Origin of the sequence: Pseudomonas sp. 22085, from assembly GCF_052045815.1 — a bacterium.
Taxonomy (GTDB): domain Bacteria; phylum Pseudomonadota; class Gammaproteobacteria; order Pseudomonadales; family Pseudomonadaceae; genus Aquipseudomonas; species Aquipseudomonas glycinae.
On sequence record NZ_JBQEQA010000026.1, the window covers coordinates 57,805 to 77,664 of the forward strand.

At 61.7% G+C, this 19,860-nt stretch carries 19 protein-coding genes; 7 read left to right on the top strand and 12 right to left on the bottom strand.

Annotated features, from left to right (window positions below; all coding sequences use genetic code 11):
• Nucleotides 1-6: 6 nt before the first annotated feature.
• From ACTJK7_RS25675 to ACTJK7_RS25695, 5 genes are read right to left on the bottom strand one after another with little or no spacing between them, the layout of a single operon-like run.
• Nucleotides 7-837, bottom strand: a complete 831-nt coding sequence (locus ACTJK7_RS25675; protein ID WP_108561250.1) for a DUF2797 domain-containing protein — start codon at nucleotides 835-837, stop codon at nucleotides 7-9.
• Nucleotides 834-1,094: a YeaC family protein gene (locus tag ACTJK7_RS25680; protein ID WP_011333626.1), complete on the bottom strand. Its 261-nt coding sequence runs from the start codon at nucleotides 1,092-1,094 to the stop codon at nucleotides 834-836. The genes ACTJK7_RS25675 and ACTJK7_RS25680 overlap by 4 nt, the downstream gene beginning before the upstream one ends.
• Before the next feature lie 30 nt (nucleotides 1,095-1,124).
• Entirely contained in the window at nucleotides 1,125-1,994 is an 870-nt protein-coding gene (locus tag ACTJK7_RS25685) for a rhomboid family intramembrane serine protease (protein ID WP_197871522.1), read from the bottom strand.
• The gene (locus ACTJK7_RS25690) at nucleotides 1,991-2,965 is read right to left on the bottom strand and encodes a metallophosphoesterase (RefSeq protein WP_170929009.1); all 975 of its coding nucleotides are present in this window, start codon (nucleotides 2,963-2,965) and stop codon (nucleotides 1,991-1,993) included. Before ACTJK7_RS25690 ends, ACTJK7_RS25685 begins: the two co-directional genes overlap by 4 nt.
• A complete protein-coding gene (locus ACTJK7_RS25695) occupies nucleotides 2,962-3,852 on the bottom strand; it encodes an NAD(+) kinase (RefSeq protein ID WP_011333623.1) in 891 nt (296 codons plus the stop codon). The genes ACTJK7_RS25690 and ACTJK7_RS25695 overlap by 4 nt, the downstream gene beginning before the upstream one ends.
• 115 nt (nucleotides 3,853-3,967) lie before the next feature.
• Between ACTJK7_RS25695 and ACTJK7_RS25700 the strand changes: the two genes are divergently transcribed.
• Nucleotides 3,968-4,918: a DUF1853 family protein gene (locus ACTJK7_RS25700; RefSeq protein ID WP_440780844.1), complete on the top strand. Its 951-nt coding sequence runs from the start codon at nucleotides 3,968-3,970 to the stop codon at nucleotides 4,916-4,918.
• A gap of 112 nt (nucleotides 4,919-5,030) precedes the next feature.
• On the opposite strand, the gene ACTJK7_RS25705 is transcribed toward ACTJK7_RS25700, so the two are convergent.
• Together ACTJK7_RS25705 and ACTJK7_RS25710 are read right to left on the bottom strand one after the other, a co-directional pair.
• Nucleotides 5,031-6,314: an arsenic transporter gene (locus tag ACTJK7_RS25705; RefSeq protein ID WP_236197188.1), complete on the bottom strand. Its 1,284-nt coding sequence runs from the start codon at nucleotides 6,312-6,314 to the stop codon at nucleotides 5,031-5,033.
• 170 nt (nucleotides 6,315-6,484) lie between these two features.
• Entirely contained in the window at nucleotides 6,485-7,042 is a 558-nt protein-coding gene (locus tag ACTJK7_RS25710; protein WP_011333620.1) for an NADPH-dependent FMN reductase, read from the bottom strand.
• A 185-nt stretch (nucleotides 7,043-7,227) separates the two neighbouring features.
• Between ACTJK7_RS25710 and ACTJK7_RS25715 the strand changes: the two genes are divergently transcribed.
• Together ACTJK7_RS25715 and ACTJK7_RS25720 are read left to right on the top strand one after the other, a co-directional pair.
• A complete protein-coding gene (locus ACTJK7_RS25715; RefSeq protein WP_007956926.1) occupies nucleotides 7,228-7,464 on the top strand; it encodes a hypothetical protein in 237 nt (78 codons plus the stop codon).
• 85 nt (nucleotides 7,465-7,549) lie between these two features.
• Nucleotides 7,550-8,443: a LysR family transcriptional regulator gene (locus ACTJK7_RS25720; protein ID WP_440780843.1), complete on the top strand. Its 894-nt coding sequence runs from the start codon at nucleotides 7,550-7,552 to the stop codon at nucleotides 8,441-8,443.
• Here the strand turns inward: ACTJK7_RS25720 and ACTJK7_RS25725 are convergent.
• From ACTJK7_RS25725 to ACTJK7_RS25745, 5 genes are all read right to left on the bottom strand, one after another.
• Complete coding sequence (locus ACTJK7_RS25725) at nucleotides 8,409-9,023, bottom strand: GNAT family N-acetyltransferase (protein ID WP_085655769.1); 615 nt, start codon at nucleotides 9,021-9,023, stop codon at nucleotides 8,409-8,411. The two genes, ACTJK7_RS25720 and ACTJK7_RS25725, sit on opposite strands and share 35 nt — an antisense overlap.
• A 14-nt stretch (nucleotides 9,024-9,037) precedes the next feature.
• On the bottom strand, nucleotides 9,038-11,293 hold the full coding sequence (locus tag ACTJK7_RS25730) for an Orn/Lys/Arg decarboxylase N-terminal domain-containing protein (RefSeq protein ID WP_440780841.1): 2,256 nt from the start codon (nucleotides 11,291-11,293) through the stop codon (nucleotides 9,038-9,040).
• A gap of 152 nt (nucleotides 11,294-11,445) precedes the next feature.
• Nucleotides 11,446-12,204, bottom strand: coding sequence for a DNA polymerase III subunit epsilon (dnaQ, locus tag ACTJK7_RS25735; RefSeq protein ID WP_064382286.1), 759 nt, complete (start codon nucleotides 12,202-12,204; stop codon nucleotides 11,446-11,448).
• A gap of 82 nt (nucleotides 12,205-12,286) precedes the next feature.
• Nucleotides 12,287-12,748 (bottom strand): ribonuclease HI, encoded by a 462-nt coding sequence (gene rnhA / locus ACTJK7_RS25740; RefSeq protein ID WP_011333615.1) that lies wholly within the window; start codon nucleotides 12,746-12,748, stop codon nucleotides 12,287-12,289.
• 93 nt (nucleotides 12,749-12,841) lie between these two features.
• Nucleotides 12,842-13,600: a methyltransferase domain-containing protein gene (locus tag ACTJK7_RS25745; protein ID WP_085655771.1), complete on the bottom strand. Its 759-nt coding sequence runs from the start codon at nucleotides 13,598-13,600 to the stop codon at nucleotides 12,842-12,844.
• A gap of 65 nt (nucleotides 13,601-13,665) precedes the next feature.
• On the opposite strand from ACTJK7_RS25745, the gene gloB reads away from it, so the two are divergent.
• From gloB to ACTJK7_RS25765, 4 genes are all read left to right on the top strand, one after another.
• Nucleotides 13,666-14,433, top strand: coding sequence for a hydroxyacylglutathione hydrolase (gene gloB, locus ACTJK7_RS25750; RefSeq protein WP_064384124.1), 768 nt, complete (start codon nucleotides 13,666-13,668; stop codon nucleotides 14,431-14,433).
• A 99-nt stretch (nucleotides 14,434-14,532) separates the two neighbouring features.
• Nucleotides 14,533-16,011 (top strand): transglycosylase SLT domain-containing protein, encoded by a 1,479-nt coding sequence (locus tag ACTJK7_RS25755; protein WP_108561224.1) that lies wholly within the window; start codon nucleotides 14,533-14,535, stop codon nucleotides 16,009-16,011.
• A gap of 175 nt (nucleotides 16,012-16,186) precedes the next feature.
• The gene (locus ACTJK7_RS25760) at nucleotides 16,187-18,019 is read left to right on the top strand and encodes an extracellular solute-binding protein (protein WP_108561222.1); all 1,833 of its coding nucleotides are present in this window, start codon (nucleotides 16,187-16,189) and stop codon (nucleotides 18,017-18,019) included.
• Complete coding sequence (locus ACTJK7_RS25765; RefSeq protein WP_440780839.1) at nucleotides 18,016-19,857, top strand: extracellular solute-binding protein; 1,842 nt, start codon at nucleotides 18,016-18,018, stop codon at nucleotides 19,855-19,857. Before ACTJK7_RS25760 ends, ACTJK7_RS25765 begins: the two co-directional genes overlap by 4 nt.
• Nucleotides 19,858-19,860 lie beyond the last annotated feature (3 nt).

Sequence of the window (19,860 nt, forward strand, 5' to 3'; positions counted from 1 at the left end):
AAGTCCTTATTGATGCACGGCAAGCTGATAGGCCGTGTACTTGCGAATGTTGATCACGCCGGTGTCGAAGATCAGGTACTGGCCCTTGATCCCCAGCAGCGTGCCTTCGGCAATCGGGTTCTTGTCCAGGTTGAAGCTGACGATCTTGGCCGGGTACTGCTCGACCGGGTAGCGGATTTTCAGCGGCTCGACGTCGGCGATGGTCTGAATGGCCTGGAGACCGAATCGCTCCTGCAAACCTTGCAGACCCGGGGCGCAGCTTTCGAACAGTTGATCGCGCACCTGCGCCAGATCCACCGCCGCCGCGTCACCCTTGAGCAAGGCGCGCCAGTTGGTCTTGTCCGCCACCTGGCTGCGGAACAGGTCTTCGACGAAACCCGACTGCTGCCGCGTCGAAACGCGCATGATCGGCAGCGCCTGACTGGCGCCCTGGTCGAGCCAGCGGGTGGGCAACTGGGTGGCGCGGGTGATGCCGACCTTGATCCCCGACGAATTGGCCAGGTAGACGACGTGGTCAGTCATGCAGAATTTCTCGCCCCACTCCGGCTCACGGCAGGTGCCGGCCTCGAAGTGGCAGCGCTCCGGGCTCATGATGCAGATGTCGCACTGAGCCAGTTTGGTCATGCACGGGTAGCAGTAACCCTGACTGAAACTGGTCTTGGTCTTGCGCCCGCAATGGGTGCAGTGGATCGCCCCCAGGTATTCCAGACGCACCGTGCTGCCGATCAACGGGTTGACCGGCACCTCGACGTCATCCAGACGAAACGCGTACTGCACGTTCGGCCCGTCCAGGCGCGCCGACATTTTGCTGATTGCACCGCGGCCGAGCTCGATCAATGGAGGGCGTCCGACTTGAACAGGATGTTCGGCACTTCGATCGACTTCGACGCGCATTCCTGCGGGCCCATGTAACCGGTGCGCTCTTCCTCGGGCAGGTTCTGCATTTCCCAGGCGATCATCGCCTGCAACGACAGTTCACGCTGTTCGGCGGTGAGCTTGCCACCGTCCGACCATTTACCGATCTCTACGGCCAGTTTCAGGCTCTGGTAGATGTCGGGGGTGATGTTCTTGATCAAATCGTTAAAAGAGGACATCAGGGTCTCCGTGCTCTTTATTCAAAAAATTCAGGCGGCCAGTTTACGGCGGTTGTACAAACCGCCCAACAAACCGGTGAAGCATCCGATGAGTAACCCGCCGACGTGGGCGGCGTTGGCGATTTCGCCGAAACCGATCATCGAGACCAGCCCCGACATGCACACCAGCAACCACACCAGCATCATCGCCAGCACGCCGCGCGGCAGGCGATAGGCCGGGTTCGGCGCCAGCAGCTGGAAGATCCAGCAATGACCGAGCAGCCCGTAAAGTACGCCGGACAGGCCACCGAACAGGCTCGGGCCGCTCCAGGCGAACTGCGCATAGTTGGAAACCAGGCCGAACAACAGCGTCAGGCCGATCAGGTTGACGCTGCCCTGGCGCGACTCGATGCGCCGCCCCAGTTCCCAGTACCACATGCCGTTCATGGCCAGGTGCAGGATGCCGAAGTGGATCAGCATCGGCGTAAACAGGCGCCACCACTGCCCCGCTGCCAGGCTGTCGGCCAGTGGTGTGAAGTGGATGTAGTCGCCGACCACGCGGAAATCGAGGAAGGTCAGCCAACGCATGGTGTCGAGGTTATCGCCAAGGAAGGTCAACCCGCCGACGATCAGGCTCAGCAGCAGAATGAACCCGGTGGCTTTGGCATGTTTCAGTTGCTCGGCGAAGCTCGGGCGCTTGAGCGTCGGCGCCGCCGGAATTTCCAGCTGCTGATCGGGGTCACCCGCCGGGAAACGCTCGTACAGCGAGCGCACGTCGTCGCTGATTTCCGACGGCACCCACAACACCTGCTCGCCCGCCTCTTCGCTGACACGATGGGGCACTTGCATGCGTTGCAGCAGTTTGACGAAACCACTCAGGTCCGCCGCCAACGGCACACGCAGGACGGCTATGGCACTCATCGCAGCACCTCCGGCCGCTCGACGTCGACCCAGACAAATTTATGCGGATCGAGGCGGGTTTCCTGATCCAGACGATAGGCCACCAGTTTGCCGTACAGCACCGCGCTGTAATCCAGGCACGCGAGGTTCGGGCGGATCGGCGCCGGTTTGCCGCTGCGCCAGTAGTGGCCGACGAACAGCAACGGCTCATCGATACCGTAGCGCAGCAGGGAATTCTTTTCGCTGGAGGTCAGCGGCTTTTGCGCCACTGGTTCCGGCAGTGCATCGGGCTGGAACACGATGTCGCCGTAAGTTTGCGGGTCGTCTTCCCAGAACTTGGTGCGGAAGAACGAACGCACCAGGCCGTCGCCGCTGGTCATGGTCAGGCCATCCGGCAGGCGCATGTCAGTGCCGCGCAGCAGGCGATCGAACACGGTGCAGGCGAAACTGCCCGGCACGGCCGAGGCCTGGAGGAAGTGTTCATCAATGCAGCCATCGGGGAACAACCCGCGCAACGGCTCGATCAGGCCGGCATCCCAGCAGGCATGCACCACGCGGAAGCGTCCGGCGTCGACGAACAACGGCAGTTGGTAGAACCACTGCTGGAAATCGTGCCAGTCGCGCGGATGGTTTTCGAATTGGGTCAGGGTTTCATGCAGCAAACGGGCGTGGCGCGGGGTATGTTCACGGACGAACTGCTTACCGCTGCCCGGAGGCGCCGGAGTGCTCCAGCCGAGCGCGTTGAATTCGTGGTTGCCCATGATGCACAACGCCTGACCGGCTTCGACCATGTCGTGAACGATGTGCAGCGCCTCGCGAATCCGTGGGCCACGGTCGATGATGTCGCCGACAAACACGGCCATGCGCGACGGATGCCGCCAGACTCCGCCCTGCTTGTGATAACCGAGACGGTCCAGCAGGTGTTCCAGGGTCAGGGCGCATCCGTGCACGTCACCAATCAGGTCATAACTGCGCGCGGGATCGAGCATCAGTCGCCTCCACCACCCAACTTGCTGCCCCAGCCGAGCTTGGTCCGGCAGACTTCGTAGTAGTTGTGGTCGAGCGGATGAATCAGCCGCAGCTTCTGCGCTTTCTTGCTGACGGTGATGGTGTCGCCCGGCGCGCAGGTGAAGTGGTTCTGCCCGTCGCAGGAGACCTGCGGGTAGATCTGCATATCTTTGGACACGACGATTTTCAGCTCACTATTGCCATCGACCACGATCGGTCTGCCCGACAAGGTATGGGGGTACATCGGCACAATCACAATAGCGTCAAGCTTGGGATGCATGATCGGGCCACCGGCGGACAGTGCGTACGCGGTGGAACCGGTCGGGGTGGCGACGATCAGGCCGTCGGCCTTCTGGCTGCAGACGAACTGGCCGTCGATGTACAGCTCGAACTCGATCATCCGCGTCGATTTGCCGGGGTGCAGCACCACGTCGTTCAGCGCATCGCCCTGGCCGATGGCCTCGGCGTGGCGCCGGACTTCGGCTTGCAGCAGGAAGCGGTTTTCCACCAGATAATGGCCATCGAGCACTTCGGCAACCTTGATTTCCAGCTCGTCGGGGCGGATGTCGGTGAGAAAACCGAGGCTGCCACGGTTGATCCCGAGCACCGGAATATTGTGTTTGGCCAGTGCCCGCGCCGCGCCGAGCAGGCTGCCGTCACCGCCGACCACGATGACCATGTCGCAGACTTCGCCGAGCATCTTGCGTGACGAAGTTTGCAGGCCATGGCCCGGCAGGACTTCGGCGATGGTGTCTTCGAGAATCACATGCAGGTGACGATCAAGCAGGAAGCGTTTCAGTCGGCGGACGGTATCCAGCACCTGGGAGCTGCCCAGGCGACCGATGATGCCGATATTACGAAATTGCTCCATGGGACTCCTGCGGGGGACTGAGACGGCGAAAAGCACGATTATGGGCGAAAGCGCCGGATAGACAAAATCCTTTCAGCCCCGAGGCTGCACCGGTGTTTGAGGCTATGCTCGCAAGATGATCCTATTTCCCGATTTGCTTCAGCTGCCCCACGAGTTACGCCACCCCGAGGTGCGCGATCTGGCGTGGGTGATCCTCGCCCCGCCGATGCTCGCCGCCACCCCGTGGCCGCAGCGCCATCCGCTGGCGGGCAGCGACTGGGTCAGCGACCCCGAACGTCTGGAACACTGGTTGCGCCAGCTCGACCGCGACAGTTACGGCCTGCTGCACTGGCTGTCCCAGGCCCGCACCCGGCGCCTGGGCCTGTATTACGAGCGCTTGTGGCAATTTGCGGTGGAACACGCGCCGGGCATCGAACTGATCGCCGCCAACCTGCCGATCCGCCGCGAAGGCCACACCCTCGGCGAGCTGGACATGCTGCTGCGCGACCGCGACGGCGTGCATCACCTGGAACTGGCGATCAAGCTCTACCTCGGCCCGCAGAACGGCGACGGCCATGATCCGGCGTCGTGGCTGGGGCCGGGCTGCCATGATCGACTGGATCGCAAACTGGCGCATTTGAGTGAGCATCAGCTGCCGATCTCCGCTCGCCCGGAAAGCCGCGAAGTGCTGGCGGCACTGGATGTCGGGTCGTTCAGTGCGCAACTGTGGCTGGGTGGGTATCTGCTGTATCCGTGGCCCGGTCAGTCCGTGCCGCCCAGCGGCGCCCACCCACAGCACTTGCGTGGCAGCTGGCTGCATCAGAAAGACTGGCCGGCGTTCGTCGCCCAGCGCCCGGCCGGACGCTGGCAACCCCTGCCCCGCCACGCCTGGCTGGCGCCGGCGCACTACCCGGCGGATCAGACCTGGAGCAACGGTCACTTGCAGGCCTGGCTCGATGAACTGGAACCCCTGGCCCCGGCGCAATTGATGGTGCGCCTGACCGAAAACGCCCGGGGCGAGTGGGAAGAAGCCGAACGGCTGTTTCTGGTGTCGGATCTGTGGCCGAATGTGCCCGGCCAGTCCTGATTTTTTGCGGCGTCTGAACAGGCCTCATCGCTGGCAAGCCAGCTCCCACAAATCCCGTGTTCACCGCATAACCTGTGGGAGCTAGCTTGCTAGCGATTGAAGCCAACCTGTTCTAAAGGGATAACCGCACGGCGAGTGCCGCCAGGGTGACCAACAGAACTGGCACGGTCAACACGATCCCGACCCTGAAGTAATACCCCCAGCCAATCCGGATGTCCTTGCGCTCCAGCACATGCAACCAGAGCAAGGTCGCGAGGCTGCCGATCGGGGTGATTTTCGGCCCCAGGTCACTGCCGATCACGTTGGCGTAGATCATCGCTTCCTTCACCACACCCGTGGCCTGGCTGGCATCGATCGACAGCAGACCGACCAGCACCGTCGGCAGGTTGTTCATGATCGACGACAACAAAGCCGTCAGCACCCCGGTGCCCATCGCCGCGCCCCACACACCGTGACCGGCGAACACATTGAGCCACCCGGCCAGATAATCAGTGAGCCCGGCATTGCGTAGCCCGTAGACCACCAGGTACATGCCCAGCGAGAAAATCACGATCTGCCACGGCGCCTCTTTCATCACCTTGCGCGTGGAGATCTTGTGCCCGCGCGCGGCAATCGCCAGCAACAGCGCCGCGCACACCGCCGAGATTGCACTGATCGGGATTCCCAGCGGCTCCAGCGCGAAACAGCCGATCAGCAGAATGACCAGCACCGCCCAACCGGCGTAGAACGTGGCTTTGTCGTGGATGGCGGTTTCCGGGTGTTCAAGTTGCTCCGGGTCGTAGGCCTTGGGAATGTCGCGGCGGAAGAACCACAGCAACATGCCCAGCGTGGCCGCGACGCTGACGAAGTTGACCGGCACCATCACCGCCGCATACCGGTTGAATCCGATGTGAAAGAAGTCGGCCGAGACGATATTCACCAGGTTCGACACCACCAGCGGCAGGCTCGCGGTGTCGGCAACGAAGCCCGCGCCCATGACGAACGCCAGGGTCGCCGCCGGGGAAAAACGCAGGGCCAGCAGCATGGAAATCACGATCGGCGTGAGGATCAGCGCCGCGCCGTCATTGGCGAACAATGCGGACACCAGTGCACCGAGCAGCACCATGAAAGCAAACAGCTTGCGCCCGCTGCCGCGCCCCCAACGCGCTACGTGCAACGCGGCCCAGGCGAAGAACCCGGCCTCGTCGAGCAACAGACTGATGATGATCAGCGCCACAAACGTACCAGTGGCGTTCCAGATGATTTGCCACACCAGCGGGATATCGCTCAGGTGCACCACGCCGAAAATCAGCGCGACGATGGCGCCGAACGTTGCACTCCAGCCGACCCCGAGGCCTTTGGGTTGCCAGATCACCAGGGTAATGGTCAGCAGGAAAATCAGTGACGCAGCGAGCATTCGCGACAGCCTTCAATCAGGTTAGAAAAACGAGCCACAACAAAATACCTGTGGGAGCGAGCTTGCTCGCGATGGCGGCGTGTCATTCAACTGAAGTGTCAGCTGATACACCGATATCGCGAGCAAGCTCGCTCCCACAGGGTATCGATCTTGTCAGAAAAAACAGCGAATCACTTCTTGTGCTGCGCCACCCACTCACCAAAGGCATTGATGAAACTTTGCAGGAACGGTTTCACCGATTCGTTCAGCTTGCCCGCCTCATCGAATGCCGTGCCCGCGCCGCCCAGGTAGGCTTCCGGCTGCTGCATGCACGGCACGTTGAGGAAAACAAAGGACTGGCGCAGATGCTGGTTGGCGCCGAAACCGCCGATGGCACCCGGCGAAACGCTGATTACCGCCCCCGGTTTGCCGCTCCAGGCGCTCTTGCCATACGGCCGCGAACCGACGTCAATGGCATTCTTCAAAGGCGCCGGCACCGAGCGGTTGTACTCCGGAGTGACAAACAGCAGAGCGTCGGATGAAGCCACTTTCTGACGGAAAGTGCTGTAGGCTGCCGGCGGTGAATCGCCGTCGATGTCTTCGTTGTAGAGTGGCAGATCGCCAATTTCGACAATGTTCAGCTTGAGATTGGCCGGTGCCAGTTCCGCCAGCGCCAGGGCGACTTTGCGGTTGATGGACGCCTTGCGCAGGCTGCCGACCACTACTGCGACGTTATAGACATTGCTCATTGGGAGACTCTCGACTGTCCGTGGGAGGAGCCAGTAGTTATAGATGATCCGATGACGATTCCACCAGACGTCGAAGGTTATTTCCCGCGTCTGGAATATTTTTTTCCTGTAGGAAAACTTACCAAGCTCGATGAAGGTCTACCAAGCCGCAAATCAAGCGTTTTATCTCCAGAGGTTCTAAGCAGATGGCAGCAGTACTCGTCGGTCAGTTCCATGCAAGAGATGCGGAAGGCCGCGTTTATTCCGTGCATGAGTTCCAGGAATCCAACCCGTCGGCAGACGGTTTCACCGGCACGGAGCCCGTTACCACCTACAAACTGGCGATTGGCGACCGCGTCAACAAGATCGACGACAACGAGTTTTTGCTGGTTCAGTCGGGCATCACCCTGATCCGCGAACCCGAGCCATCGGTCGCTTCATAACCGATCGTTATGAGCAGAAGTCATCCGCGCCGAGTTGGGGTAGGATTCAGCCACTGACCCCAACGGCCGGACATGGACTTCACGCATGCGTTTACGTCATATCGAAGTGATTCAGGCGCTTTTGCAGACCGGCCACGTGGGCACCGCCGCCGAATGGCTGCAACTCCCGGCGCCCGAGGTCGAGGAGCGTTTGCGCGAAGCCGAGAGTCAGCTTGGTTTCATGCTGTTCGCCAGCGTACGCGGACGACTTCAGCCAACCCCGGAGGCCCGGGCGCTGCAAGTCGAGATCGGCCACATCTATGAAGCGCTGGAGCCGGTGCAACGGCTGGCCAGCAGCCTCAAGCAATACCTCGCCCCGCCCCTGCGGATCATCGGCACCCCGCCGCTGGCCCAGCAACTGCTGCCGCAAAGCCTCGCGGCCCTGCGCCGTCGCTTGCCCGACGTGCCCTGCACCCTGCTCAGCGAACCGACCCGCGACATCGTCAGCCACCTGCTGCTGCGCGACAGTGATCTGGGCCTGAGCCTCCACGACCCACAACATCCCGATATTCATTGCCAGCCGCTGGCCCAGGGCAAGTTGCAATTGCTCGCGCCCCACGGCTGGCTGCAACCGAAGCAGAAATACATTTCTCTGCAGGACCTGGCCGGCCAGGCGATGGTCGGCCTCGAAGGCCAGGACCCGCTGAGTCCGGCCCTGGAAAACAAGCTCCAGGCCCTGCGCCCGGCGCCGACCATCCAGACCCGCGTGCAAACCCACCAGATGATGCGCAGCATGGTCGAGGCCGGCGAAGGCCTGGCGATCGTCGATCCGTTCACCGCCCTCGGTGCACGGGCGAGCGGTCTCGATGTCTGCCCACTGTCGCCGGCAGTGCCGATCAGCCTCTATGCCCTGACCTTCAAACACGCCACGCCGTCAGCGGCGATTCAGACGCTGCTCGGTATCGTCACGGAACAAGCCGAGGCGATGCTGGCGAACTGATCGGATGCTCCAGCGGGTTATCGAACAATCGATACCAGAACAACGCCACTTCGGCGGTGTTCGGATCGATGCCGCGATAACGCAAGTGGTCGATGCCGCCGATCACATACCCGCAACGCTCATACAGACGGCAGGCGCCGAGGTTGTTGTTCTGGGTTTCCAGCATGATCCCCGGCAGTTTTTTCTTGCGGCTCCAGAACTGCGCCACGTCGAGCAAGGCCTTGGCCACACCATGGCGCCGCGCCGGGGCGTGCACCGCCAGCTCATCGATATGAGCGAATCCGTTCCAATTGGTGCTGATCACCAGATGCCCGACCGGCTGATCTTCCAGGTACGCCATGAAAATCGCACTGTCGGCGGCATCGCGAAAGTTGCTGAATTCCTCCGGATCGATGCCGTAGCACTTGCGATACGGCACGATGGGCGTCATGGCCCATTGCGCCACGGGCTTGCCGATTTCGGCCGTGCCGTAGGCGGCCACCTCGAAGCTGAAATCGCTGCCCCAGATATATTCGGCAAAACCCTCGTCGGCGACCCGCACCGACAGCCCTGGGTATTTCGGATTCATGACCGGTTGCATACTCGGAAAAGCCCTCATTCCTTGACGCAATCGACGGTGTAGTGCCGCCCATTGCCCTCATCTTCGTGTTGCAGACCGTGCACATCGACCACGAACCCCGGAAACGTTGCGTCGAACGTGCGGGCAAACCTGAGGTATTCGATGATCGAGCGCGTGGATTCGGTAAAACGTTCGCCGGGCATGATCAGCGGAATGCCCGGCGGGTACGGCACCAGCATCACCGCTGCCACCCGGCCTTCCAGCTCATCGATCGGCACCGCCTCGACTTCGCCGCGCACCAGTTGGTCGTAGGCGTGGGCCGGTTTCATGGCGATTTCCGGCAGCACCGTGTACATGCGCTTGAGGTGTCTGGCGGTGGCGTTGCTGCGGTAGCAGGCGTGGAGCTGATCGCACAGATCGCGCAGGCCCTTGCCGCGATAGCGCACAGGATCTTCCTGGGCGACACACTTCAGGCAGGTGTCGAGGCTGACGTTGGCGTCGTAGCTGCGTTTGAACTCCAGCAGTTCGGTCAGGAGCGTGCTCCACTTGCCTTTGGTGATGCCCATGGAGAACAGCACCAGAAATGAATACAGACCGGTTTTCTCCACCACCAGCCCGCGCTCCCAGAGGAAACGGCTGACCACGGCCGCCGGAATGCCCTTGTCGCTCAAAGCGCCGCCAGCAGTCAGGCCCGGCATGACCAAAGTGACCTTGATCGGGTCGAGCAGTACGTAGTCGTCGCTGACCTCGCCGAAACCGTGCCAGTCCGCATCAGGTTGCAGCAGCCAGTCCTCGGTCTGCACCCGGTCGATGCCTTCGACGCCCGGTGGCTGCCAGATCGAGAACCACCAATCGTCAGCGGCGATGTGCTGACGCAGATTGGCCAGGGCCCGGCGAAAGCTCAGGGCTTCGTCGAAGGTTTCCTGCAGCAGCGAACGTCCGGCCGGCCCTTCCATCATCGCCGAGGCGACGTCCAGCGAAGCAATGATGCTGTACTGCGGCGACGTCGAGATGTGCATCATGAACGCTTCGTTGAACCGGTCGCGATCCAGTTGCCGCGCGCCGCCGTCCTGCACATGAATCATCGACGCCTGGCTGAACGCCGCCAGCAGTTTGTGGGTTGAATGGGTGGTGAACACCAGCGGACTGTCCTCGCTGCGCGAGGTGGCCATGCCGTAACGGCCGGCAAAGAATTCGTGAAACGCCGCATAGGCGTACCAGGCCTCGTCGAAATGCAGGACTTCGACGCTGTTGCCTAGACTCTGCTTGATCAGTTCGGCGTTGTAGCAGAGGCCGTCGTAGGTGGAGTTGGTGATCACCGCCAGTTTGACTTTCGGTTCGCGGCCCTTGGTCAACGGGCTGGCGTCGATCTTGGCCTGGATCGATTCGCGGCTGAATTCACTGAGCGGGATCGGCCCGATGATCCCCAGCTCGTTGCGCTCCGGGCACAGGTACAGCGGAATCGCGCCGGTCATGATGATCGCGTGCAGCACCGACTTGTGGCAGTTGCGATCCACCAGCACCAGATCATCGCGCCCGACCATCGAATGCCAGACGATCTTGTTGGCGGTCGAAGTGCCATTGATCACGAAAAACGTGTGATCGGCGCCGAAATTGCGCGCGGCTCGCGCTTCCGCCTCGGCCAGCGGCCCGGTGTGATCGAGCAAGGAACCCAGCTCCGGCACCGAGACCGACAAATCCGAACGCAGGGTGTTTTCCCCGAAGAACTGATGAAACGCCTGCCCCACCGGACTCTTGTGATAAGCCACCCCGCCGCCGTGACCGGGGGTATGCCAGGAATAATTGGAATCGGCGGTGTGCTGTACCAATGCCTTGAAGAATGGCGGCAGCAACCCATCTAGATACTTGCGCGCCGCTCGTGCCACCTGGCGGGCGAGAAACGGCACGGTGTCTTCGAACAGGTAGAGAATGCCGCGCAGCTGGTTGAGTTCGGCCATGGCATCGGCCGGGGCGTTTTCCAGGGTAACTTGCTCGCCGAGAGCAAAGATCGGCAGATCCGGCGCCCGCACCCGGGCCAGACCGATCAGTTCGGCCATGTTCTGCAACAGATGGGAGTTGGTGCTGGCGTCTTCGGCGGCGATCAGCATGCACGCCAGACCATGGTGGGTCGACGCCACGAGCCGGCCTTCGGTGTAGTCGGTGGCCGAAACGATACTGAAACCTTCCAGCTCCAGCTCTCGGGCGATTCCGCGGATGCGGTCACCGGCAACCGTGTCGGCCTTGATGTCGCGGTGGACGATCAACACCGGGAACTTCAAATCTTTGTACATGAGGCTCAGTGTCCTGAGGCGGCGGAGAGTGATCTGCCAATGTCCTCAGGGTAGAGGGTCGGAGCCGATGTGGCGAGGGTGGCCAGTTGTCAGTACTGACAAAAAAAGGATCGTCCGGACACGGCTGAGTGTCTGGACGATCCTTTTCTGTATTACGCCTGGGCTTCGGCTTCCAGCAACTGAGTCCACAGCGCGGGGGCGCCAGCTGACTTGGCGATGATTTCCAGGCGCACCTGGTGTTCGGCCAGCTCGGCTTCGGTGGCGCGAATGATTCTCCCCGGCTGACGATCTGCCGGCAGACGGCGGATTTCGGTGGCGGAGTTGTCCGCGCCCTCGCCCGTGCCATTGCCGTCGGAGGCGTTGCCGGCCAGCGACAGGCTGGTCTGGCCACCGGTCATGGTCAGGTAGACGTCGGCGAGAATCTCCGAGTCGAGCAACGCGCCGTGCAGCTCACGACCGGAGTTGTCGACGCCGTAGCGTTTACACAGGGCATCGAGGCTGTTGCGCTGACCCGGGTGACGTTCCCGGGCCATCATCAGGGTGTCGAGGATCGTGCAGTGCTGCGTGATGTCCGCGCGATCCTGCTGGCCCATCAGCGCGAATTCGTTGTTGATGAAGCCAACGTCGAACGCCGCGTTATGGATGATCAGCTGCGCGCCGTTGATGAACTCGAAGAACTCGTCGGCCACTTCGGCGAAGCGCGGCTTGCCGACCAGGAACTCGTTGGTGATGCCGTGAACGGCAATCGCGCCTTCGTCACTCTCGCGATCCGGTTGCAGATAAACGTGAAAGTGCCGGCCCGTCAGACGTCGACCGATCAGCTCGACACAACCGATTTCGATAATCCGGTGGCCGTCGGTCACCGGCATGCCGGTGGTTTCGGTATCGAGTACAACGGATCTGGTGGCCATCAGTGTTCAGCTCTCAACGGGGTCAATCGTGCAAAAGCGGCGATGTTAACACGCTCGCCGGGAGTGTTTCAGCGAGAAGGATTCAGCTCTGCTTGTAACCGCGAACTTCATCCACCCCACGGTTGGCCAACTGGTCGGCGCGTTCGTTGCCATGGTGGCCGATGTGGCCGCGGACCCATTTCCAGGTGACTTTGTGGCGGTTGACCTGCTCGTCGAGCGCTTTCCACAGATCGGCGTTTTTGACTGGCTCCTTGGCAGCGGTTTTCCAGCCGCGTTTCTTCCAGTTGGCCATCCATTCGTTGATGCCCTTCATCACGTATTGCGAGTCAGTCACCAGCAGCACTTCGCACGGACGCTTGAGGGCTTCCAGGCCGCGAATCGCGCCGAGCAGCTCCATGCGGTTGTTGGTGGTGTTGGCTTCGCCGCCCCACAGTTCCTTTTCGACGCCCTTGCACACCAGCAAGGCGCCCCAGCCGCCCGGGCCGGGGTTGCCCTTGCAGGCGCCGTCAGTGAACAGTTCTACGCTATCGACGCTTTCGCTCATGCCTGTCTATCCAGAAAAAATGCGTGGCCTCGCCGATCACGGATCGACGATGGCCAAGGCCGGGATATACCCGGCCATAAATATAAAGAAGGTTTACGGTTCGACGCGCCGGCGGTTGACCTTGGCCATCGGCAGCGGAATCAGCTTGCCCATCGGCTCGCGGCGTTCCTGACGCACCGGACGCAGGCCGACCACAATCTTGCGTGCGACCAGTAAATAGAAACCGCCGCCCGACAATTGCCAGTCACCGGCCTTGCGCTCCCAACCGGCCAGACGGGCCTGCCACTTGGGTGAAGCGAGCGGCGGACGATAGCACCCGAAGCGGCGTTTCTCCAGCGCGAAGCCCAGCAGATTGAGCCAGTCCGCCACCCGCGATGGCGAGATGCAGCGCGCCTGATGCAAGGCGTCATGGGCGAACACGTGGCGCAGCCCCCAGGTGCTCCAGGGGTTGATGCCGACGATCAGCAGATGCCCGCCGGGGCGCACGCTGCTGGCCGCTTCACGCAACAAACCATGGGGCGACAGGCAGAAATCCAGGCCGTGCTGCAACACCACCACATCGGCGGCGTGCTCGCTCAACGGCCAGGCCTGTTCTTCGCAGACGATCTCCACGCCCGGCAAGGGCGCGCCCAGCCGCACGTTGCGCTGCACCTGCGGCGCTGACGGCGGTGTTTCGGCGGACGGGCCGTAATGCACCAGATAACCGCCGAAGAACCGACCCAGCTCGTCTTCGAGCATGCGCCGTTCTTCGTCCAGCAGAAATTGCCCGAGGGGGCCGGACAGCCATTCACGGGCTGCACCGATCAGCGCGAGCCAGTCAGGATCGGCCTGAGCGAACGCTTTATCGATCATTGCATTCTCCAACACGCCAGGAACCTCTAAGATGCGCCAATGTTACCCGCTTGGCGAATTCGACGATGATACAGATCAGTGCCCTGCCCGCCTTCACCGACAACTACATCTGGTTGTTACAGGATCATGCCACCCAGCGCTGCGCAGTGGTCGACCCAGGCGATGCCGCCCCGGTGCAGGCGTGGCTCGACGCGCATCCGGGCTGGGTGCTCGGCGACATCCTCATCACTCACCATCACCACGACCATGTCGGCGGCGTCGAGACGCTGAAGAAGGCCACCGGCGCCACGGTCTACGGACCGGCCAGCGAAAGCATTCCGGGGCGGGACGTGGCTCTGAAGGACAACGACACGGTGCGCGTGCTCGGCTGGGACTTCGATGTCTATGCCGTTCCCGGCCACACCCTCGGACACATCGCCTACTACCATCACGGCCTGCTGTTTTGCGGTGACACCCTGTTCGCTGCCGGCTGCGGCCGTCTGTTCGAAGGCACGCCGCAACAAATGCACCAGTCGTTGAGCCGTCTGGCGGCGCTGCCGGAAGACACGCTGGTCTACTGCACCCACGAGTACACCCTGAGCAACCTGAAATTCGCTGCTGCCGTGGAGCCGGACAACCGGGACATCGCCGCCCGTCTGGAAAAAGTCAGCCAGCAACGTGCCAGCGGCGTGATGACCCTGCCCTCGACCCTCGCGCTGGAAAAGCTCACAAACCCGTTTTTGCGCACCGGTGAAATATTAGTTACACAAAAAGTGGACGAACGGAACGGCCCTCAAAACCGGGCGCCGAGTGAGGTTTTTGCGGCTCTGCGGGCATGGAAAGATACGTTCTAAGTGGCTCACTGCCTGGTACAAAAATTCTGAATGGTTGACCGCAGGGGGTGCGCTTTCTAGAATCGCCCGACATTTTTGCCCGGAACTTACTTCCAGCCAATGTCGTCATCCATACGTAAGTCCGTCAATTCAGATGCATTGACCCGCCTGGCGCAAGCCATCGCGGTGGCTGTGTCCGCCACGCTGGCGGGCTGTTCCAGCCATGCTCCGCAGACTGAAGCGACGCATACGCCGAACATTGCTGCGCGAGCCAAGCAGAAGCCCATCTGGCTGTCGGAAAAGCCCAGCCCGCAGGTGCCTCAGGACATCTGGGAGCGCATGCGCAGTGGTTTCCAGCTGCAGGAAGGTCTGGGCGTGAACCCGCGCATCGAGCAACAGCGCCTGTGGTTCGCCAGTAACCCTTCCTTCCTCGAAAACGCCGGCGAACGCGGCAGCCTCTACATTCATTACATCGTCGAGCGCCTCGAAGAACGCAACATGCCGCTGGAACTGGCGCTGCTGCCGGTCATCGAAAGCGCCTACAACCCGATGGCCTATTCCCGAGCCGACGCGGTGGGCCTCTGGCAGTTCATCCCGTCCACCGGGCGCTACTTCAACCTGCGCCAGACCCGCTTTTACGATGGCCGTCGCGACATCACTGCCTCGACCACGGCAGCGATGGACTACCTGACCCGCCTGCATGACATGTTCAACGGCGACTGGCTGCTGGCCCTGGCCGCGTACAACGCCGGTGAAGGCACGGTCAGCCGCGCCATCGAGCGCAACGAAAAGCTCGGCCTGCCGACCGACTACTGGAACCTGCCACTGCCGGCGGAAACCCAGGCTTACGTGCCGAAACTGCTGGCGCTCTCGCAAGTGGTGCTGACGCCCGAAGCCTATGGCGTGAACCTCAACCCGATCGCCAACGAACCGTATTTCCAAGTCGTCGAAATCAACCAGCGCATGGACCTGTCCAAGGTCGCGGCGGTGGCCAACATCGATGAAGACGAGCTGTTCCAGCTCAACCCGGCGTTCAAGCAGCGCACCACCATCGACGGCCCGCAGCACCTGCTGGTGCCGACCTCGAAGGCACAACTGCTGACCGCCAGCCTGCAGACCATGCGCCCTGAAGAGCTGATCAGCCCGCGTTCGCTGAAACCGGTGTTCGAAGGCGCCGATCCAAGCGAAATTGCACAGGCCAAGCGCGCCTATCGGGTCAAGCGCGGCGACAACCTCGGCTCCATCGCCAAGGCCAACAAGGTCGAGGTCAAGGACCTGCAACGCTGGAACAAGCTGACCGGCAAGAACCTCAAGGTCGGCCAGACCCTGGTCATGCAGGACACCACCAAACGCACCCCGGCGCGTAACAGTGGCGGTCGCATCAATACGGTCATCGCGGCCAACAGCAAGACCAGCAGCAAGGCCAAAGACAAGGACGACACCAAACAGCAGACCCAGTACAAGGTCAAACGTGGCGACACGCTGTACGTGGTGGCCAAGCGCTTCAACGTCGAGATGCAACATCTCAAGCGCTGGAATCCGGGCGCCGGCAAGGCGCTCAAGCCTGGGCAGATGCTCACGGTCTACCAGCCGCACTGACAAAGAGCCCCTGAATTTCAGGGGCTTTTTTTCGCCTGTCATTTTTTGATATTTCCGTAGATCGGGGCAGATAGTTCCCACAATTAACCGCGCATTAAGCCCCTGTCTTTTTCCTGTCCATACAAGCTGTTACTGTACGGCCCACAAAGCCCAAGCCGCCTGGATCGGATCTGACTTGAAGCGTCCCCTCCTCCTGCTCCTGATCAGCCTGGCCTTGAGCTCCCCCGTCAGCGCGACGATCACCGAAAGCCACGGTTATGCGCAGTTCGGCACGCTCAAGTACCCGGCCAGATTTACCCACTTCGACTGGGTCGACCCGCAAGCGCCCAAGGGCGGCACCTTGCGGGTGATGGCGTTTGGCACCTTCGATACGCTCAACCCCTACACGTTCAAGGGCACCAGCCCGGTCACCACGGCGAATTTCCTGCAGTACGGCATCAACGAGCTTAACGAGCCACTGATGGTCGGCACCGGGCAATACGCTCCGTCCGGTGACGAACCGGCGTCCAGTTACGGTTTGATCGCCCAGTCGGTGGAGTACAGCGAAGACCGCAGCTGGGTGGTGTTCAACCTGCGCCCGCAAGCGCGCTTCCACGACGGTACGCCGATCACCGCGTACGACGTGGCGTTCTCCTATCGCCTGCTGCTCAAGGAAGGTCATCCGCTGTACCGCACCGCCCTTCAGGAAGTGCTGCGGGTCGATATCCTCAACCCGCAGCGCATCCGGTTTGTGCTCAAGCGCAGCGGCAATCCGTTGCTGATCCTGCGTCTGGGCGAATTGCCGGTGCTGCCCCAGCATTACTGGAAGGGCCGCGACTTCAAGGCCACCACCTTCGAGCCGCCGCTGGGCAGCGGGCCGTACCGCATCACCTCGGTCACGCCGGGGCGGCAGTTGATTTTCGAGCGGGTCAAGGACTACTGGGGCAAGGACCTGCCGGTCAATCGCGGCAAGTACAACGTCGACCGCATGGAAGTCGAGTTCTACCGCGACAGCGATGTGGCCTTCGAAGCGTTCAAGGCCGGCGAATTCGACATTTATATTGAGCATCAGGCCAAGAACTGGGCCAACGGCTACAACTTCCCGGCGATCCGTCGCGGCGACGTGATCAAGGCGCAGATCCCGCACCAGATCCCGACCCAGAGCCAGGGCCTGTTCATGAACACCCGGCGCCCGGCCTTTGCCGATATCAAAGTGCGCGAAGCGCTGGGCCTGATGTTCGACTTCGAATGGACCAATCGCGCGCTGTTCAGCGACGCCTACAAGCGCACCACCAGCTACTACCCCAACAGCGAGTTCAGCGCCGTCGGCCTGCCGGTCGGTCATGAATGGCTGATGCTCAAACCGTACAAGGATCAACTGCCGGCGCGCCTGTTCACCGAGCCGTTCACGCTGCCGCAGACAGACGGGCGCGGCATTCCCCGGGAAACCATGCGCAAGGCCCTGGCATTGCTGGCCGAGGCCGGCTGGAAGCTCAACGGTCAGCGCCTGCAGAACGCCGCTGGCCAGCCGCTGCGGTTCGAGCTGCTGCTGGTCAATCCGAATCTGGAGCGGATCCTTCAGCCATACATCGAGAACCTCAACAGCATCGGCGTCGACGCGCGCCTGCGCACGGTGGATCGCGCCCAATACAAACAGCGTCTGGACCAGTTCGATTTCGACATGATCCTGATGACCCTCAACCAGACTCTCAGCCCGGGGCTGGAACAATGGCAGTACTTCCACTCCAGCCAGGTAAACGTCAAGGGCAGCAAGAATTACGCGGGCATCGCCAACCCGGTGGTCGATCATCTGCTTGAACACTTGCTCGCCGCGCAAACCCGCGATGAACAGGTCGCCGCCGGCAAGGCGCTCGACCGCGTGCTGCTCTGGCAGCACTACAGCATTCCCAACTGGTACCTCAATTATCACCGTCTGGCGTACCGCAACCGGTTCGCCTTCGTCACTACGCCGCCCTACACCCTGGGCCTGAGCGCGTGGTGGCTGAAATCTTCGGAGAAAGATCGATGAAGCCTATCCGCGCCCTGCTCGTGCAGGCCAGCGGTCTGCTGTTCGCCGGGCTGGCCTGTGCCGCCCCGCAACACGCCGTGACCCTGTACAACGAGCCACCGAAATACCCCGCCGACTTCAAGCACTTCGATTACGTGAACCCCGACGCGCCCAAGGGCGGAATCTTCCGCCAGGCCGGCTTCGGCGGTTTCGACAGCCTCAATCCGTTCATCAGCAAAGGCGTGCCGGCGGACGATATCGGCCTGATCTACGACACCCTGGCCAAACAGGGTCTGGACGAGCCGTTCACCGAATACGGCCTGATCGCCAGCAAGATCGAAAAAGCCCCGGACAACAGCTGGGTACGCTTTTACCTGCGTCCCGAAGCGAAGTTTCACGACGGCCACCCGGTACGCGCTGACGATGTGGTATTCAGCTTCCAGACCCTGACCAAGGAAGGCTCACCGATGTATCGCGGCTACTACGCCGACGTTGAAGAAGTGATCGCCGAAGACCCGCTCAAGGTGCTGTTCAAGTTCAAGCACACCAACAACCGCGAGTTGCCGCTGATCCTCGGTCAGTTGCCGGTGCTGCCGAAGCACTGGTGGGCCGAGCGTGATTTCAACAAGGGCAACCTGGAAATCCCCTTGGGCAGCGGCCCGTACAAGGTCACCCAAGTGAAGGCCGGACGCTCGGTGCGTTATGAGCGGGTCAAGGATTACTGGGGCAAGGACCTGCCGGTGAATCGCGGCTTCTACAACTTCGACGTGATGACCACCGACTATTACCGCGACAACACCGTCGCGCTGGAAGCGTTGAAAGCCGGGCAATTCGATTACTGGCTGGAGATGGCCGCGAAAAACTGGGCCAACGCCTACAAAGTGCCGGCAGTGACTGAAGGGCGGCTGATCAAGGAACAGATTGCCAACAGCAACCCGACCGGCATGCAGGGCTTCGTCTTCAATTTGCGCCGGCCGGTGTTTCAGGACGTGCGGGTACGCCAGGCCCTCGGCCTGCTGTTCGACTTCGAATGGACCAACAAGCAATTGTTCAACGGCGCTTATGCGCGCACCCGCAGTTACTTCGAAAACTCGGAAATGGCCGCCACCGGCCTGCCTGATGCAGAGCAGGTAGCAATCCTCGATCCATTCCGCAGCCAGCTGCCGGCGCAGGTGTTCAGCGAAGCCTTCGAGAATCCGAAAACCGACGCCAGTGGCATGATCCGCGCACAACAGCGTGAGGCGTATCAGTTGCTGCAAGAGGCGGGCTGGAAAATCGTCGACGACAAAATGGTCGACGCCACCGGCAAACCGGTGGTCATCGAATTCCTCCTGGCGCAGACCGAATTCGAGCGCGTGTTGTTGCCGTTCAAGCGCAACCTCAGCGACCTCGGCATCGACCTGGTGATCCGCCGTGTCGACGTCTCGCAGTACGTCAATCGCGTGCGTTCGCGGGACTTCGACATGATGGTCGGCAGCTTCCCGCAGTCCAACTCGCCGGGCAACGAGCAGCGCGAATTCTGGATGAGCGCCGCGGCAGACAAACCCAGCAGCCGCAATTCGATGGGCCTCAAGGACCCGGTGGTCGATCACCTGGTGGAAAGCCTGATCAACGCTGATTCGCGCAAGAGCCTGGTGGCCCACGCCCGTGCTCTGGACCGTGTGCTGCAATGGGGCTACTACGTGATCCCCAACTGGCACATCAAGACCTGGCGCGTGGCGTACTGGAACCACATCGGCCACCCGAAAGTCTCCCCCAAGTACGACATCGGCATTAACACCTGGTGGGTCAAACCCGATGCGAAACCGGCGGTAGAAGTCGAAACCCAACTGCAAGCCGACCCTGTGGGCACGGAGTAATCA